This is a genomic window from Aquibium microcysteis (genome assembly GCF_014495845.1).
GTDB lineage: Bacteria > Pseudomonadota > Alphaproteobacteria > Rhizobiales > Rhizobiaceae > Aquibium > Aquibium microcysteis.
In genome coordinates, this window is record NZ_CP061080.1 from 743522 (window position 1) to 759115 (window position 15594).

The 15594-nt window shown below is 69.4% G+C and carries 14 protein-coding genes; 9 read left to right on the forward strand and 5 right to left on the reverse strand.

The window, feature by feature from the left end:
* Positions 1-53: 53 nt before the first annotated feature.
* Positions 54-1145 carry a polyheme membrane-associated cytochrome C gene (locus IAI54_RS03410; protein WP_235679235.1) on the reverse strand — a complete coding sequence of 364 codons (1092 nt, stop codon included), beginning with the start codon at positions 1143-1145 and terminating at the stop codon, positions 54-56.
* A 172-nt stretch (positions 1146-1317) separates the two neighbouring features.
* Here IAI54_RS03410 and IAI54_RS03415 point away from each other — a divergent pair, with 172 nt between their 5' ends.
* Positions 1318-2763, forward strand: coding sequence for a ferredoxin reductase family protein (locus IAI54_RS03415; RefSeq protein WP_187972998.1), 1446 nt, complete (start codon positions 1318-1320; stop codon positions 2761-2763).
* A gap of 298 nt (positions 2764-3061) precedes the next feature.
* On the opposite strand, the gene IAI54_RS03420 is transcribed toward IAI54_RS03415, so the two are convergent.
* From IAI54_RS03420 to IAI54_RS03435, 4 genes are all read right to left on the reverse strand, one after another.
* Positions 3062-3454, reverse strand: coding sequence for a SpoIIAA family protein (locus IAI54_RS03420; RefSeq protein WP_187971025.1), 393 nt, complete (start codon positions 3452-3454; stop codon positions 3062-3064).
* A 78-nt stretch (positions 3455-3532) separates the two neighbouring features.
* Entirely contained in the window at positions 3533-3757 is a 225-nt protein-coding gene (locus tag IAI54_RS03425; protein WP_187971026.1) for a hypothetical protein, read from the reverse strand.
* An 83-nt stretch (positions 3758-3840) separates the two neighbouring features.
* A complete protein-coding gene (locus IAI54_RS03430) occupies positions 3841-4899 on the reverse strand; it encodes a Gfo/Idh/MocA family protein (protein ID WP_187971027.1) in 1059 nt (352 codons plus the stop codon).
* Positions 4896-5897 (reverse strand): MDR/zinc-dependent alcohol dehydrogenase-like family protein, encoded by a 1002-nt coding sequence (locus IAI54_RS03435; protein ID WP_187971028.1) that lies wholly within the window; start codon positions 5895-5897, stop codon positions 4896-4898. Before IAI54_RS03435 ends, IAI54_RS03430 begins: the two co-directional genes overlap by 4 nt.
* A 340-nt stretch (positions 5898-6237) precedes the next feature.
* Here IAI54_RS03435 and IAI54_RS03440 point away from each other — a divergent pair, with 340 nt between their 5' ends.
* The 8 genes from IAI54_RS03440 to IAI54_RS03475 all read left to right on the forward strand — a co-directional run bounded on the left by IAI54_RS03440 (position 6238) and on the right by IAI54_RS03475 (position 15544).
* Entirely contained in the window at positions 6238-7317 is a 1080-nt protein-coding gene (locus IAI54_RS03440; RefSeq protein ID WP_235679365.1) for an NAD-dependent epimerase/dehydratase family protein, read from the forward strand.
* Positions 7314-9338, forward strand: a complete 2025-nt coding sequence (locus tag IAI54_RS03445; RefSeq protein ID WP_187971030.1) for an NAD-dependent epimerase/dehydratase family protein — start codon at positions 7314-7316, stop codon at positions 9336-9338. The genes IAI54_RS03440 and IAI54_RS03445 overlap by 4 nt, the downstream gene beginning before the upstream one ends.
* Positions 9339-9421: 83 nt before the next feature.
* Positions 9422-10498 carry a glycosyltransferase family 4 protein gene (locus IAI54_RS03450; RefSeq protein WP_187972999.1) on the forward strand — a complete coding sequence of 359 codons (1077 nt, stop codon included), beginning with the start codon at positions 9422-9424 and terminating at the stop codon, positions 10496-10498.
* Positions 10498-11610, forward strand: a complete 1113-nt coding sequence (locus tag IAI54_RS03455) for a CgeB family protein (RefSeq protein ID WP_187971031.1) — start codon at positions 10498-10500, stop codon at positions 11608-11610. The genes IAI54_RS03450 and IAI54_RS03455 overlap by 1 nt, the downstream gene beginning before the upstream one ends.
* The gene (locus IAI54_RS03460; RefSeq protein ID WP_187971032.1) at positions 11607-12701 is read left to right on the forward strand and encodes a CgeB family protein; all 1095 of its coding nucleotides are present in this window, start codon (positions 11607-11609) and stop codon (positions 12699-12701) included. Before IAI54_RS03455 ends, IAI54_RS03460 begins: the two co-directional genes overlap by 4 nt.
* Positions 12698-13816 (forward strand): CgeB family protein, encoded by a 1119-nt coding sequence (locus tag IAI54_RS03465; RefSeq protein WP_187971033.1) that lies wholly within the window; start codon positions 12698-12700, stop codon positions 13814-13816. Before IAI54_RS03460 ends, IAI54_RS03465 begins: the two co-directional genes overlap by 4 nt.
* Positions 13803-14798: a UDP-glucuronic acid decarboxylase family protein gene (locus IAI54_RS03470; RefSeq protein ID WP_187971034.1), complete on the forward strand. Its 996-nt coding sequence runs from the start codon at positions 13803-13805 to the stop codon at positions 14796-14798. The genes IAI54_RS03465 and IAI54_RS03470 overlap by 14 nt, the downstream gene beginning before the upstream one ends.
* Positions 14798-15544, forward strand: a complete 747-nt coding sequence (locus tag IAI54_RS03475; RefSeq protein WP_187971035.1) for a TIGR04290 family methyltransferase — start codon at positions 14798-14800, stop codon at positions 15542-15544. Before IAI54_RS03470 ends, IAI54_RS03475 begins: the two co-directional genes overlap by 1 nt.
* The last annotated feature ends 50 nt before the right edge of the window (positions 15545-15594 follow it).

Here is a 15594-nt window from a genome sequence, read left to right on the forward strand (position 1 = left end):
GAGGCCCACGCTTCCCGTCCGAGCCTGCCGCTGCGACCGACGCGGTGCTTCCGTCAGGGCCGGTCGAGGCTGGTCATGTCGATCTCGACCCGCTCGGCGAGGCTTTCGAGACTGTCGTACAGAAGCTGCAGCATGTAGGACGGATTGTGGACGTAGCCGCCAGGATCCTTTGCGGCGACCTGATAATTGTAGGCGGCCTTGAGCAGACGCGGCGTCCAGCTCCGGTAGCGGTTGGGGAAGACCGCTTCGTCCGGGCCGATCTGCCCGTCGGCGTTCGTATCGGCGAAGAAATAGGGAAAGGTCTCCTTCGCATAGCCGATCGGCGCAGCGGACACGTCCGCGGCGTAGGCCTGGATGGCGTCGCCCAGCCGGGCGTGCAGACCCATGATCTCCGAATGAATACCGTCCGCCGCATTGCCGTCCCCGTCGAAATCGGAATGGCGCATCCGGATGGCGCGGACGTCCCCGACGCCGCGATGGCAGGTCAGGCAGGGTTCCAGTTCCACCGTCGTCGCGTGCGGCTCGTGACAGTCCACGCAGGCGCTGGCACTCGGCACGTGGTGGAAGCGTCCCGAATAGCGGCGGCCGGGATACTGATAGCCGCCCCGCACCTGCGATCCCTGCGCGACGGCCGCCGCCACGCCGTAGTGGACGTTGATGAAGCCGAGATCCGCCGACACGGCGTCTTCCTCCAGCGATTGCGTCGCCGCTGCGACCGCGTCGGTCGAGGCCCGGCCCTGGTGGCACACGTTGCAGGTTGCGGAGGCCCCGAGCTCGTCGACGGTTACCCCGGACGGGAATGTCACGCTGTCGAGCGCCCCGGCCGCCGAATTGTGGCATGAAGCACAGCCGATGGGTGCGTTGATCGCCGCCGGCGCGTCGACGATGCCGGCCGCGCTTCCGTCCGCGCCGAGAAAATCGACGAAGCCGGGCTGCGAGTGGCATGCCGCGCACTGCACGGGCACCGCGCCCTCCTTGTTCCAGTAGGTGAAGGAGGGAGAATGATAGCTGCCATGCGGCGAAGCGAGCCAGGCATCCACCAGAGCGGACAGGGCGTCGTCCTGCTGGGCCGCAGCAGGGCCGCAGAGCCCAAGACCTACCAGCATCGAAACAAGAAATCTGCGGCTGAGCGTCACCAGACGCATGGCTATCCTCCGGTCTCGGATTCACCGAATTCGAACATCGCCGACAACCGATGACCGTTCCATGACCTGGATCAAGACGTCTTGCGATCGTCATCCTAGTATAGAATTCAGACCCAGGGGATCACCAGCCGGATAGATTCGGAATGACAGCGCCAGCGATGGAGCCGACGTGATGGAGACCAGCGGTGCCCTGCGCCTGCCCGGAACTGTTCTCGCGATTCTGTATCTGCTCGTCTGCCTTATGCCGGTCGTTCTGGCCGCCACGGGCACCGTGGCGCCGCTCGATCCCTGGGAGGCCGGCGCAGCGGCGCTGGGGCTCGCCGGCCTGACGGCCATGGCGGTGCAGTTCGTCACGTCCGGCCGCTTCGCCGTGGTGTCGGGGCGGCTCGGCATCGACAGGATCATGGCGTTCCACAAGATCGCTGCCCGCTGGGTCGTGCTTGGCCTCGTGCTGCACCCCGTCCTCTACGTCCTGCCGACATGGCTGAACGATCCGGCGCTCGGGCAGGAACGGTTCATCGCCTATCTGACCTTGTCCCACTACCGGTCCGGCGTCGTCGCGCTCGCCGCCCTTTTCCTGCTGGTCGGCAGTTCCCTGCTGCGCGAGCGCGTGCCCTGGCGCTACGAAGCCTGGCGGGCGAGCCATCTGGTACTCGGCGCGGTCGCCGTGGGCGCGGGGCTTCATCACGCGCTGACGAGCGGCCGCTTCAGCGCGGCCGGGCTTGTCGAGGCGTTCTGGTGGCTGGTCGCGCTCGCCGCCGTCGCGGTCCTGGCCATCCTCTATGGCTGGCGCTGGCTGTTGCTGCATCGCAGGCCATGGCGGCTCGCTTCGGTGCGGAAGGTCGCCGACAGGATGTGGGAGCTCGACATCCAGCCCGAGCCGGGCAACCCTGCCTGGCACTATGAGGCGGGCCAGTTCGTCTGGATGACGGTGGGCAATCGCCGGTTCCCGCTGTTCGACCATCCCTTTTCCATCGCCGACAGCCCGTCCCGTCCCGGCATCAGCCTGATCGTCAAGGAAGCGGGCGACTTCACCCGGACGGTCGGGCGCCTCGAGGCGGGAACCGCCGTCGGTCTCGACGGGCCGCACGGCGATTTCGTGCTGGCCGAGCAGGAGCCGAAAAACGTCGTCCTCCTGGCCGGCGGCGTCGGCATCGCACCGATCATGGGGCTCCTGCGCGACATGGTGGCGCGGCGGGACCCGCGGCCGGTGCGCCTCGGCTATGCCGCCGGCACGCCCGCCAACTTCGCCTGCCTGGACGAGATCGAGGCGGCGGAGAGCATGCTCGACCTGCGCACGATGCTCGTGAGCGAAGAGGACGCCGCGGGCTGGACAGGCGTGGTCGGGCGGCTCGACCGGCAGCGGCTGGCCGCGCTTCTGGCGGGCCTCGACCCCAAGCAGACCATCGCGCTCATGTGCGGCCCCGGTCCGATGGTCACCGCCGTTTCCGATACTCTTCTCGATCTCGGCCTGCCGATCGACAACGTCGTCTACGAGCGGTTCGATTATGGTGGCGGTGTCACGTCGCGCCTGGACCGCCGCCGCGCACTCCAGTTCGTGGGAATAGGCGTCGCGCTGGCCGCCGGGCTCGGCGCGCTGGCCACGGTCATCCGCTGATCCGCGCGCAGGATCGCGACGGCGCATGTACTGTCGGAATGGCGGGGATCGTGGCCCAGTTGCGGCGACCTTCCCGGATGCGGCCCGGGATGCGGCGATGAGGGAGGAGACGCGGCTTGGCGGTTGAAGCAATCGGACGGCGGAGTGGAATCGGCCGCGTTCCGGCGGGTCACGGGGGCTTTCGTGACCGACGTCGTCTTTCGGGAGATCGCCTGGCTTCTTCTCTGTGCAGCCGCCATCGGCATGATCGGCTCGGTGCTGCGTCAGCCCGTGATCGTCAGCTTCATCGATCGAATGGTTAGCCTCCGGTCGGTCCCTTGCTGCGGACCCATTCCCAGGCGGCATCCTCGTTCTCCAGGTCGAAGGTCTTCGCTTCCACGGGAGATACCGGCGAAAACAGGTTGATCATGGTCTCCGCCCAGTCGGGCGCCCCGACGACCGCGTATCTGCCGACATGCGCCGCCGCCCGGGCCTGTGCGCGCAGTGCCTTCGGGTCGAAGGCCGCGCCGACGTCCAGCCCCTGATAGTCACGCATCACGATGAGGATGTCGACGGTCCCGTTCGCCTCGAACGCCGCCTCCAGGATGCCTGCCATCCACTCCACGTCCGGGGCGGTGATCCTGCCGTCCACCTCGAAGGCGTAGAGCGGGGGAAGGGCAGCCGGGAGGGCGCGGATGGAGCGGGGTGCCATGGATCTTCCTTTCGGGTGTACGCCTCCGGGCGCGGCGTCGGTGGTTGATGTCCCGCCCAGGCGGCGGGCCTTCGGGTCTCATTCATCGAGCGCGAGGAACGCCAGTGCCGTTCCGAGAAAGCCGAGGCCGAAGCTCGGCGCCACGGTCATCGCGAGCATGGTGAAGGCGAGCAGGCGGTCGTTCGCGGCGCCGAGGGCGCCGAAGGCGCCGCTGCTGCCGAAGAAGGCGGTGGCGACGACGGCGACGCCGATCGCCGTACCGGCGGCGAAGTTGAGGATGACGAAGCGGACGAGCAGGGGCATGGCAGGCCTCCGAATGACGTCCGCAACCACGAGGGAGCCAGGAAGGTTCCCGGCGCGCGGCGCTCACACTCGCTCTTGCCCGCTCAGGCGAAGACCCGGCCCGATCGCGCCGTGCCGGAGGGCGAAGCCGAGGCATAGACGCAGTCCAGAACCTCCGCGACCGCCGTGAACTGCAGGCAGTCCGGATCGAAACCGCCCGCCTCGACCTTACCCAGCCAGTGCAGCGCGGCGCGCCCGCCCCAGTCGTCGGGTCCCGAGACCTGCGTGGCCGCGCTCGTTCCGGTCAGGAGTTCGGCGGTGAAGTCGTAGAACGAGCCGCCGACATTGGCGAAGCGGGCCGCCGCACGCGTGCCATGGAAGGTCGCGGAGATGTCGGCCTCGCGGCCGACGTCGAGCTTCCACGAGCAGGCGAAGCGGATCAGCGTGCCGTCCTGCGTCACCAGCGTGGCGAAGGCGAGGTCCTCCACCGTCGCGTCGCTCCCGTCCCAGGGCTCGCCGGCGCGCATGAGATGGCCCGTGACCGAAGCGACCGCCGGAAAGTCCCGGGACCAGAGCGCGAGATCGACGAGATGGATGCCAAGATCCATCAGGCATCCCCCACCCGACAGGCGGCGATCGTAGAACCAGGGTTTGTCGGGGCCGTAGCCGTTGTGGAAGACGAGATCGATCATGTGGACCCTGCCCAGCGATCCGTCGCCGATCAGGCCCCGGATGTGCCGCATGGACGCCGTGTGCCGGTAGGACAGGTCGAGTCCGAGCGGCAGATCATTGCGTCTTGCGGCGTCCACCACGGCGGCCACCTCCGCCGCGGAGCGGCCGAGCGGCTTCTGGCAGAAGACGGCGACGCCGGCCTCCATCGCCCGGATCGACTGCTCCGCATGCAGGGCGCTCGGGGTCGCGACGACGACCGCGTCGACGCCATGGTTGAGCATGGCGTCGAGGCTCTCGAAGGTCCGGGCGTCACCGGCGATCGTCTGCGCCTGCGCGACCATGTCCGTGTTCGGGTCGACGAGCGCGGCCGCTTCTGCAAGACCGGTGCCCAGCAAAGCCTTCATCCGCGACAGGCCGATCCAGCCCACCCCGAGGAAGCCGAGCCGCACCGGGGCGGCTCCGGTGGCGACGGCTCTCCGGGGCACGGTCATGGCATCACCACCAGCGACTTGACGAAACCTTCCGGCCGCGTGGCGGCAAGCTCCAGGGCTTCGTTCAGCCGGTCGAACGGCAGAACGTGGGTGTAGAGCGGCGCCGGATCGAGTTGCCCCGCCGCCACCAGCGTGACCGCTTCGCGGGTACCCTCCAGGTAGACTGCGGGATCGCGCTCGTGTGCGTTGATGACGTCGAGTCCGCGCCAGTTCCAGAGCTGCATGTCGACCCGGCGCGGCGCATCCTGGTGGTAGCCGGCGATGACGAGGCGGCCGCGTGTGGTGGTCAGTGTCGCCGCCAGATCGAGCGGTTCCTGGTAGCCCGTGGCCTCGATCACGCAGTCGAACAGGCCATCTCTGGCGATCTCGGCGGCCGAGGCGGCGGCGTCTTCCGTGGCGACGGCCATGGCGGCGCCCATGTCGAGCGCCCGCGCCCGCGCCTGCGGCTTGCGGCCGACCGCAACAACCCGGGCGCCGGCCAGCGACGCCAGCCGGACGAGGAGCAGGCCCATGAAGCCGAGCCCGACCACGGCCACCGTTTCGCCCGGCTGCAGCCGCGCCCGCCGGATCACGTTGACCGCGCAGCCGAGCGGCTCGCCCGGCAGCGGCGCGTCACCGAGCGCGGAGGGCAGCGGAACCGCCTGGTCCGCCGGGCCGACATCGAACTCCGCATAGCTCTTCTGGAACAGCGTCGTGACGCGGTCGCCTTCCCGCAGCTGGCGAACGTCCCGGCCGACCGCGTCGACGACGCCCCAGCCTTCGTGACCGAGATCGCCCGGCGCAGTCGGGAAACGCATCCATTCCGGACCCGTCCAGGGCGTCACGTTGGACGCGCAGACGCCGCAGCCTTCGAGCCGGACCCGCACCTCGCCGGGTCCCGGTTCAGGCATCGGAACCTCCCGCAGATCGATGGTGCGCGGTCCGGTCAGGACGGCCGCCCGCATCACGCGCGAGGACACGCGCTCCCGCCGGGTGTCCGTCTTGGCATGCATGTTCATCGGCTTCTCCAATCATTGCGTTCGCCGAACAGCCGCAGGCCGAAGATGTTCCGGAAGAAGATGATGAAGATGAAGCGTGCCGGGACGCCGCGCGGGCCGGAACCGGCCGCGGACCCGATGCGCGGCCGGGCCACGAAGCGCCTTCCGTCGAACGGCATCGGGCGCCGCGGGTTCCGCCGACGGGGGTCGTGCGGGGCGCGGCGACCCGCTTCTTCCTCTTCAACCTCATCAGCAGCTTCATCCGGAACATTCCGCTGCCGGCCCGGTTCGGTGCGACGAGAAGTGGTCGCAAACGGCAAGGGAATTCAGGGTGGTAAGCACAGTACTCGTCACGGGCGGCATGGGTTTCATCGGACGCCATCTCGTCTCGGAACTTCTCCGCCACGGCTACCGCGTCCGCGTTCTGGACAGTCTCGTGGAACAGGTGCACCCGGCCGGCGAGCCGGCGCGCATCGACGGAGCGGAGTACGTCATCGGCGACGTTCGCGACGCGGACCTCTGTCGCCGGGCGGTGCGGGGGGTCGATCACGTCGCGCACCTGGCAGCCGAAGTCGGCGTCGGTCAGTCCATGTACGAAATCGCCCGCTATGTCGGCGGCAACGAGTTCGCGACGGCCGTGCTGCTCGAGGCGCTGATCGAGCATCCGGTGAAATCGATCGTCGTCGCCTCGTCGATGAGCGTCTACGGCGAGGGCCGGTACCGCGACGCCGACGGGCGGCTGCACGACCAGGTCCGCCGCCACCGCGATATGATCGGGACGGGCCGGTGGGACCCGCGCGACAAGGAGGGCAGGCGGCTCGAGCCGGTGCCCACGGACGAGGACAAGCCCGTCGACCTCGCCTCCATCTATGCGCTGACCAAGTTCGCCCAGGAGCGGGCGGTGATGATCTTCGGCGCCGCCTACGACGTGCCGGTCGTGGCGCTGCGCCTGTTCAACGTGTTCGGTGCCGGCCAGGCGCTGTCCAATCCCTACACCGGCGTCCTTGCCAATTTCGCGTCGCGCCTGGCCGGCGGCCAGCGGCCGACCGTTTTCGAGGATGGCGAGCAGCGGCGCGACTTCGTCCATGTCGAGGACGTGGCTCGGGCCTTCCGCCTGGCGCTGGCGAGCCCGGCCGCGGCAGGCGAGGTGGTCAACATCGGCAGCGGCCGCTCCTACTCCATCGCTCGGGTGGCGGAACTGCTGGCTTCGGCAATGGGCGTGCCGGACCTCCAGCCGGAAATCCTCGGCAAGGCGCGCAGCGGCGACATCCGCCACTGCTTCGCCTCGACGGCCCGCGCCCGCGACCTCCTGGGCTTTACCGCGGAGCATCGGCTCGAAACGTCGCTCGAGCCCTTCGTCGAATGGGTGCGCCGCGAGACGGTCGTCGACCGCAACGGCCAGATGCGCAGCGAACTCGAACGGCGGGGGCTGGTGGCATGAATGCGCGCCTGCATCCGGCCCGGTCCGGCTTCGGTTTCGTCGAATGGTTCCGTCCGGGCGAGTACGGACGGACAGAGGACGTGCTGCCCGAAATCGTCGCCTCCGGCGCGACGCATCTGCGCACGCATCTCTCCTGGGCGGAGTATCTGGCGCCAGGCGGGGAGGAGTGGTTCGACTGGCTGCTGCCGAAACTGTCGGCCGAACTCGACGTTCTGCCCTGCATCCACTACACGCCGCCGTCGCTGTCGCGGACGGGCAAGGCGACCGGCGCTCCGCGTCGCCTCAAGGACTACGCCGACTTCGTCGACCACGTCATCGACCGTTACGGGCGGCATTTCCGGCACATCGAACTCTGGAACGAGCCCAACAACCTGCTCGACTGGGACTGGCGTGAGGACAAGGACTTCTCGCTGTTCTGCGAGATGGTGGGCGGCGCCGCCTACTGGGTGCAGAAACGCGGCTGGAAGGCAGTGCTCGGCGCGCCGTGCCCGTTCGATCCGGCCTGGATCAACCTGATGGGTCAGCGCGGCGTCCTCGACGTCGTCTCCGCGGTCGGCTTCCACGGCTTTCCGGGCACCTGGGACAGCGACGAGGGCAGCTGGAACGGCTGGGACCTGCATCTGGGCGAGCTGCGCCGCATCGTCGACGTCTACAACCCCGGGGCGGAGCTGTGGGTCACCGAAACCGGCTACTCGACCTGGCGCCAGGACGAGGTGGAGCAGGTGCGCCGCTTCATGGCGGCGCTGAGCGTGCCGGCCGACCGGGTCTACTGGTACAGCTGGCGCGACGTGCCGCACGACGTGGCGGTGCAGGAAGGCCTCTGGTTCGACCCCCGCCACTACCACCTCGGTGCGACCGAGCATGGCGGCCGGCCGAAGCTTCTGGCGCGGCTCCTGCAGGAGGGCGGGGTACGCCGGGTGCAGGAGCTCTTCACCCTCGCCAAGCCCTCGATCGCCTCCAGCGTCGCTCCGGTGGTGATCACCGGCGGCAGCGGCTTCATCGGCAGCAACCTCGCCTCGTCCTACCTGCGCGAAGGCAGGGACGTCGTCATCTTCGACAGCCTCGCCCGACCCGGTGTCGATTCCAATCTGGCCTGGCTGCGCGACCAGTTCGGCGACAGGGTCCACTCCTGCATCGCCGACGTGCGCGACGCCGCGCAGGTGCGCGACGCCGTGCGCGACGCCAGCGTTGTGTTCCATCTCGCCGGACAGACGGCGGTGACGACCAGCCTCGATCATCCCATCGAGGACATGGAGGTGAATGTTCGCGGCACGCTGAACGTGCTCGAAGGCGCGCGCGCCGCCCCGCGCCGCCCTGGCGTCATCTTCGCCAGCACCAACAAGGTCTACGGAGCGCTCGAGGACATCGACACGGTGGCGACGGCGAAGTGTCACCAGCCGGCCGATCCCCAGATCGCCAGGAACGGCATCGGCGAGGACCGCAGCCTCGACTTCTGCACGCCCTACGGATGCTCCAAGGGCGCCGCCGACCAGTACGTCCTCGACTATGCCAAGTCCTACGGCATGCCGGCGGCGGTGCTGCGGATGAGCTGCATCTACGGCCCGCGCCAGTTCGGCACCGAGGATCAGGGCTGGGTCGCCCACTTCCTGATCAGGGCGCTCCGCGGCGAGAGGATCACCATCTTCGGCGACGGCCATCAGGTCCGCGACATCCTCGACGTCGACGACGCGGTGGCCGCCTACCGGGCGCTGCACGCGAACGTCGGCCGGCTGAGCGGCCAGGCCTTCAATCTCGGCGGCGGCCCGTCCAACGCCGTCAGCCTGTCCATGGTTCTGGCCGAGATGGCACGCATCATCGGCGAACCGGTCGAGACCGCGCACGAGCCCTGGCGGACCGGCGACCAACTCTACTTCGTCGCCGACACCGCGCGCCTGCAGGCTGCGACCGGCTGGCAGCCGACCATCCCGTGGAAACGGGGCGTCCTGCGCCTCGCCCGCTGGCTGCAGGCGGAGCGCTTCGCCGATGCACCGGCGGCAAGGCAGAGGAGGCTCTCGGCATGAGGTCCGCCGTCTCCCGGGACGCCTTTCCGCTCCATGCGCCGCCGATGCGATGGCCGAACAGAGACGATGGGACGGTGATCCTGATGACGGTCGATGCCGTCGGGGGTGTCTGGCGCTACGCGATGGAACTCGCCCGCGCCTTGCCGGCGCAGGGATATCGAACCGTCTTCGCCGTCCTCGGTCCGGCACCGAGCGCCGCACAGGAACAGGAAGCGCGACGCCTTGGCGAACTGGTCTGGCTCGACCAGCCCCTCGACTGGATGGTGGACGGACCGGAACGGCTGTCCAAGCTTGGACCGGCGCTGGCCGCGCTCGCCAGAGAATGCGACGCCGCCCTGGTCCATCTCAACGCTCCGTCGCAGGTCGTCGGCCTCGACGTCACCGTTCCGGTCGTCAGCGTCGTCCATTCCTGCCTTCCGACCTGGTGGAGAGCGGTGAAGGGAACGCCGCTGCCCCGGGAATGGCAGTGGCACCAGCGGCTGAATCAGGCCGGCATGGAGGCCGCGGATGCCGTCGTCGTTCCGACCGGCAGCTACGCGGAGGCGATCGAAGCCTGCTACGATCCGCCGTTCCGCATCGAGGTGGCATACAACGGCATCGCCGCTTTCCTTGCTGGCGCGCCACGCGAGCCCTTCCTGTTCGCCGCCGGCCGCTGGTGGGACGAAGGCAAGAACGGCGACGTCCTCTCCCAGGCGGCCCCCTCGATCGACTGGCCAGTGGTGATGGCCGGCCCCCTGGAGAGCCCGACCGGCCAGCGCCGTGAGCTTCCCGATGTGCGCAGCCCCGGCGCGCTGGGGCACGATCGCGTGCTCGATCACGTGCGGCGCGCCGGCATCGTCGTCTCGCCGTCGATCTACGAGCCTTTCGGTCTCGCCGCCCTCGAAGGTGCCCGGGCCGGCGCGGCCCTGCTTCTGGCCGACATCCCGACCTACCGGGAACTGTGGAAGGGGGCGGCGCTGTTCTTCGATCCGGCCGATCCCGCCGATCTCGCCGCCAAGGCCAATCTGCTGATCCGCGACGGCGCGCTGCGCGGTGCCAACGGTTCGCTGGCTCTGGCACGGTCGAGGCGGTTCACGCCCGACCGGCAGGCCGAGGCCATGGCCGAAATCTATTCCCGCTGCCTGGCGAAGACCGCGCCGGCTGCGAAGGAGGCCTTCTGATGCGTTTCCTGTTCTACACGCACTCTCTGGTCTCCGACTGGAATCACGGCAACGCGCATTTCCTGCGCGGCCTGATGCGGGCGCTGCAGGCGAAGGGGCACGACGCCCTGGCGCTCGAGCCGGCGGACGGCTGGAGCCGGGCGAACCTCGCCGCGGAGGGCGGCATGCCGCCCTCAGAGCGCTTCGCACAGGCCTTTCCGGGCCTGCGCTGGCAGGATTACGGGCCGGAGTTCGATCACGAGGCGGCCTGCGCGGATGCGGACGTCGTTGTGGTGCACGAATGGACGGATCCGGCGCTGGTCGCTCGCATCGGCCGGCTGCGCCGCGCCGGAGGGCGGTTCCTGCTCTATTTCCACGACACCCACCATCGGGCCGTGTCGCGGGAGCCGGAGATCGCCGGGCTGCATCTCGACGGCTACGACGGGGTTCTGGCCTTCGGCGACACCCTGAAAGAGCGCTACCTCGCGGCCGGCTGGGGCCGCCAGGTGGAGACGTTCCACGAGGCTGCCGACGTCGCGCTGTTCCGGCCGATGCCCGACGTCGAGCCCGAGCATGAGCTCGTCTGGATCGGCAACTGGGGCGACGGCGAGCGCAGCGCGGAACTGCGCAGCTTCCTCATCCAGCCCGCGCGCCGGCTCGGCCTCGACGCCACCGTCCGCGGCGTGCGCTATCCGGACGAGGCACTGGCGTCGCTGCGCGAGGCCGGCATCCGCTATGGCGGCTGGATCGCCAATCACGAGGTTCCGCGGGCCTTCGCCCGCCACCGCTTCACGGTGCACGTCCCGCGGCGGCCCTATGTGGAGGCGCTGCCGGGCATTCCCACCATCCGCGTCTTCGAGGCGCTCGCCTGCGGCATCCCGCTGATCTGCGCGCCCTGGGAGGATCGCGAGGGCCTGTTCCGGCCGGGCCGCGACTATCTCGTCGCCCGCGGCGAGGACGAGATGACCGGGCACATGCGGGCCTTGCGCCACGATCCGGACCTGCGTCGCGTCCTGGCGGCGAGCGGCCTCGAGACGATCCTTGCCCGCCACACCTGCGATCACCGCGCCGACCAGCTGCTCGGCCTGGTGGCGCGCCATGGGAACCAGCCGGTTGCGGAGGCCGCCGAATGAAAATCGCGTTCTACGGATCAAGCCTGCTCTCGTCCTACTGGAACGGCGCGGCCACCTACTATCGCGGCATGCTCAGAGCGCTGTCGGAGATCGGCTACGACGTCACCTTCTACGAATCCGATGCCTTCGACCGCCAGCAGCATCGCGACATCGAGCCGCCGGACTGGTGCCGGGTCGTGGTCTACGAAGCCAGTGCCGAGGGGCTGGCGCGGGCCGCCGCCGAGGCGCGCGATGCCGACATCGTGGTCAAGGCGAGCGGCTGCGGCTACGAGGACGACGCGCTGCTGGACCTGTTGATCAGGCACTGCGCGGAACGGGCACTGATGCTGTTCTGGGACGTCGACGCCCCGGCGACCCTGGCCGAACTCGCCGGCGCCCCCGACCACCCGCTGCATCGCCAGCTCGCCCGCATCGACATGGTGCTGACCTATGGCGGCGGCGATCCGGTGGTCAACGGCTACCGCCGCTTCGGCGCCGCCGACTGCGTGCCGATCTACAACGCCGTCGACCCGCGCGACCATCACCCGGTCCCGCCCGATCCGCGCTTCGCGGCGGACCTCTCCTTTCTCGGCAACCGCCTGCCGGACCGGGAGACCCGGGTGGAGCTCTTCTTCCTCGACGCCGCCGCGCGCCTGCCGCAGCGCCGGATGCTGCTCGGGGGATCGGGCTGGGGCGACAAGGCCATGCCCGCCAATGTCCGCGCCATCGGCCACGTGCCCACGGCGGATCACAACGCCTTCAACTGCTCGGCGCTGGCCGTTCTCAACATCAGCCGCGACAGCATGGCCTCGATGGGCTTCTCGCCCGCCACGCGCGTCTTCGAGGCCGCCGGGGCAGGGGCCTGCCTCATCACCGACGACTGGGCCGGGCTCGACCTGTTCCTGAAGGACGGCGAGGAGGTGCTGAAGGCGCGCGACGGCCAGGAGGTTGCCGAGAGGCTGGAGGGACTGACGACGGAGCGCGCCCGCGCGATCGGCGAGCGCGCGCGCCTGCGCGTGCTGGCCGAGCACACCTACACCGCGCGTGCCGACCGTTTCGCCGCCGTCATCCGGACGCTCCTGCAGCGCCGCAACCTCGAGGCGGCCGAATGAGGCCGCTGTCGATCGTCTTCGTCGGACTGTCGCTGTCCTCCTCCTGGGGGAACGGCCATGCCACGACCTATCGTGCGCTGCTGTCCGGTCTCGGCCGGCTCGGCCACGAGGTGCTGTTCCTGGAGCGCGAGCAGTCCTGGTACCTGGAGAACCGCGACCTCGCCGACCCGGACTATTGCACGCTCCGCTTCTACCGCAGTGTCGACGACCTCGAAACGCACCGCGCGACCCTGAGGTCGGCCGACGCCGTCATCGTCGGCTCCTACGTGCCGGACGGGATCGAGGTGATCGACCGGATCGCCGGGATGGGGCCGCGGCAGCTCTGCTTCTACGACATCGACACGCCCGTCACGCTCGCCCGCCTCGCGCGGGGGGAGGAGACCTACGTCGCGCCGCACCAGCTTCCCGGCTTCGACGTCGTCTTCTCCTTCTCCGGCGGACGGGCGCTGGAGATCCTGGAAGGGGATTTCGGGGTGCGGCGGGCCGCGCCGCTGTTCTGCTCGGTCGACGCGGGCGCCTACCGCCCGAGCGGCGAGGCCAGGACCTGGGACCTCGGCTACCTCGGTACCTACAGCCCCGACCGCCAGCCGGCGCTCGACGAACTGCTGCTGCGGACCGCCCGGCTGATGCCCGAGCGCCGCTTCGTGGTGGCAGGCCCGCAATACCCGGAATCGATCCGCTGGCCCGACAATGTCGAGCGCATCGACCATCTGCCGCCGGAACGCCACGCGTCCTTCTACAGCCGCCAGCGCTACACGCTGAACGTGACCCGCAGCGACATGATCGCCGTCGGCTGGTCGCCGAGCGTGCGCCTGTTCGAGGCGGCGGCCTGTGCCACGCCGGTCATCAGCGACCGCTGGGACGGGCTCGGCGACTTCTTCCCCGAGCCGGAGGCGATCGTCACCGCCGCCACGGCCGAGGAGGTGGTCGCCATTCTCTCCAGGCCGACGAAGGCCGCTCTCGACCAGGGACTGGCGGCGATGCGCATTGCCCTTGCCAGCCACACCGGCCTGGTCCGTGCGGAGGAACTGGCGGCGGCGCTCGTCCCGGACCGGCCGCAAGCAACGAAACCTGTCTCAACCCATTCGACGGAGGCGCATCATGCAGCGCGATAACGGAGTTCGCTCGAACGGCACCAGCCTCGTGGCCGGTGGCGCCGGTTTTCTCGGCTCGCATCTCGTGGAGCGTCTCCTGCAGGAAGGGCGCAGGGTCGTCTGCATCGACAGTTTTCTGTCCGGGACGGGAGACAACATCGCCCGCTTCGCGTCGCATCCCGGCTTCCGGCTGGTGCGCCAGGACATCCAGCGGCCGCTGTCCATAGACGAAGAGGGGGTCGACGAGATCTACAATCTCGCCTGCGCCGCCTCGCCGCCGCGCTACCAGGCCGATCCGCACCACACCATGATGACCAGCGTCATCGGCACCTCGAACCTGCTCGAACTGGCGGCGGCCCGCGGCGCGCGCTTCCTGCAGGCCTCGACCAGCGAGATCTACGGCGACCCCGAGGTGCATCCGCAGACGGAGGACTATGTCGGCAGCGTCAATTGCACCGGCCCGCGGGCCTGCTACGACGAAGGCAAGCGCGCCGCGGAGACCATCTGCTTCGACTTCCTGCGGGTGGGCCGCGCCGACGCGCGCATCGCCCGCATCTTCAACACCTACGGCCCGCGGATGCGCGCCGACGACGGCCGGATCGTCTCCAACTTCATCGTCCAGGCGCTTGCGGGCGAACGGATGACGGTTTTCGGCGACGGCAGCCAGACCCGCTCCTTCTGCTATGTCAGCGACCTCATCGACGGGCTGGTGCGCCTCATGCGCGTCGACCCGAATCCCGGCTGCCCCGTCAATCTGGGCAATCCCGGGGAATTCACCGTCGAGGAACTGGCCCGCATCGTCTCGCGCAAGATACCGACGGCGCGGGGCATCCGCAGGCTGCCGCTCCCGCAGGACGACCCGCGCCGGCGCCAGCCCGACATCTCGCGGGCCCGCGCCCTGCTCGGCTGGGAGCCGAAGGTCGCGCTCGACGAGGGCCTCGCCCACACCATCGCCTGGTTCAGCGAGCAACGGGCCGGCAGCAAGCTGGAGGCTGCCGAGTGATGAGCCGGAACAACGCGTCGAAGAAGATCGAGCACCGCATCCGCGAACTGGGGCCATGGTTCCAGAACATGGCCATCGGCGGCGTCGAGACGGCGCCGGACCACTTTCTCGGCGACTATCCGCGCGCCAAATGGGAAGGCTTCGCGCATGTGCTGCCGGACGATCTCGAGGGCCGGTCGGTCCTGGAGATCGGCTGCAATGCGGGCTTCTATGCGCTGGAGATGAAGCGGCGCGGTGCGGGCGACGTGGTCGCCATCGACCATGACGAGCGCTACCTCGAGCAGGCCCGGCTCGCCGCCGGGGTCGCCGGCGTCGAGATCGATTTCAGGCGGATGTCGGTCTACGACCTGCCGCGGCTGTCCCGGCGGTTCGATCTGGTCCTGTTCATGGGCGTCTTCTACCACCTGCGCCATCCGCTTCTGGCGCTCGACATGATCCACGAGCATGTCGCCGACGATCTGCTCCTGTTCCAGTCGCTGTCGCGCGGCAGCGGAGCGGCCGAACCGGTCGCCGCCGATTATTCCATCGACGAATGGACCGTGTTCGACCGGAGCGATTTCCCCAAGCTGCATTTCGTCGAGCATCGCTATGCGGGCGATCCGACCAACTGGTTCGTGCCGAACGTGGCGGCGATGCAGGCGATGCTGCGCAGCTCGGGCTTCCGGATCGTCGCCCATCCGGAACGCGAGGTCTTCCTCTGCACGAAGACGGCGCGGCCTCCGATGGTCGAGCCGCCGCCCTGCTGACCGGTGCCCATGCCGGCCGGATCGCCCGTGCGCCGCCGCGCACGCGGACC

What these genes read in the sequence shown, in the direction of transcription:
- IAI54_RS03445 (WP_187971030.1), top strand. Translation starts at nt 7,314, where the DNA reads ATGAATGCGCGCCTGCATCCGGCCCGGTCCGGCTTCGGTTTCGTCGAA.
- IAI54_RS03455 (WP_187971031.1), top strand. Translation starts at nt 10,498, where the DNA reads ATGCGTTTCCTGTTCTACACGCACTCTCTGGTCTCCGACTGGAATCAC.
- IAI54_RS03440 (WP_235679365.1), top strand. Translation starts at nt 6,238, where the DNA reads ATGGGTTTCATCGGACGCCATCTCGTCTCGGAACTTCTCCGCCACGGC.
- IAI54_RS03465 (WP_187971033.1), top strand. Translation starts at nt 12,698, where the DNA reads ATGAGGCCGCTGTCGATCGTCTTCGTCGGACTGTCGCTGTCCTCCTCC.
- IAI54_RS03425 (WP_187971026.1), bottom strand. Translation starts at nt 3,757, where the DNA reads ATGCCCCTGCTCGTCCGCTTCGTCATCCTCAACTTCGCCGCCGGTACG.
- IAI54_RS03460 (WP_187971032.1), top strand. Translation starts at nt 11,607, where the DNA reads ATGAAAATCGCGTTCTACGGATCAAGCCTGCTCTCGTCCTACTGGAAC.
- IAI54_RS03475 (WP_187971035.1), top strand. Translation starts at nt 14,798, where the DNA reads ATGAGCCGGAACAACGCGTCGAAGAAGATCGAGCACCGCATCCGCGAA.
- IAI54_RS03435 (WP_187971028.1), bottom strand. Translation starts at nt 5,897, where the DNA reads ATGAACATGCATGCCAAGACGGACACCCGGCGGGAGCGCGTGTCCTCG.
- IAI54_RS03430 (WP_187971027.1), bottom strand. Translation starts at nt 4,899, where the DNA reads ATGACCGTGCCCCGGAGAGCCGTCGCCACCGGAGCCGCCCCGGTGCGG.
- IAI54_RS03420 (WP_187971025.1), bottom strand. Translation starts at nt 3,454, where the DNA reads ATGGCACCCCGCTCCATCCGCGCCCTCCCGGCTGCCCTTCCCCCGCTC.
- IAI54_RS03415 (WP_187972998.1), top strand. Translation starts at nt 1,318, where the DNA reads ATGGAGACCAGCGGTGCCCTGCGCCTGCCCGGAACTGTTCTCGCGATT.
- IAI54_RS03410 (WP_235679235.1), bottom strand. Translation starts at nt 1,145, where the DNA reads ATGCGTCTGGTGACGCTCAGCCGCAGATTTCTTGTTTCGATGCTGGTA.
- IAI54_RS03470 (WP_187971034.1), top strand. Translation starts at nt 13,803, where the DNA reads ATGCAGCGCGATAACGGAGTTCGCTCGAACGGCACCAGCCTCGTGGCC.
- IAI54_RS03450 (WP_187972999.1), top strand. Translation starts at nt 9,422, where the DNA reads ATGACGGTCGATGCCGTCGGGGGTGTCTGGCGCTACGCGATGGAACTC.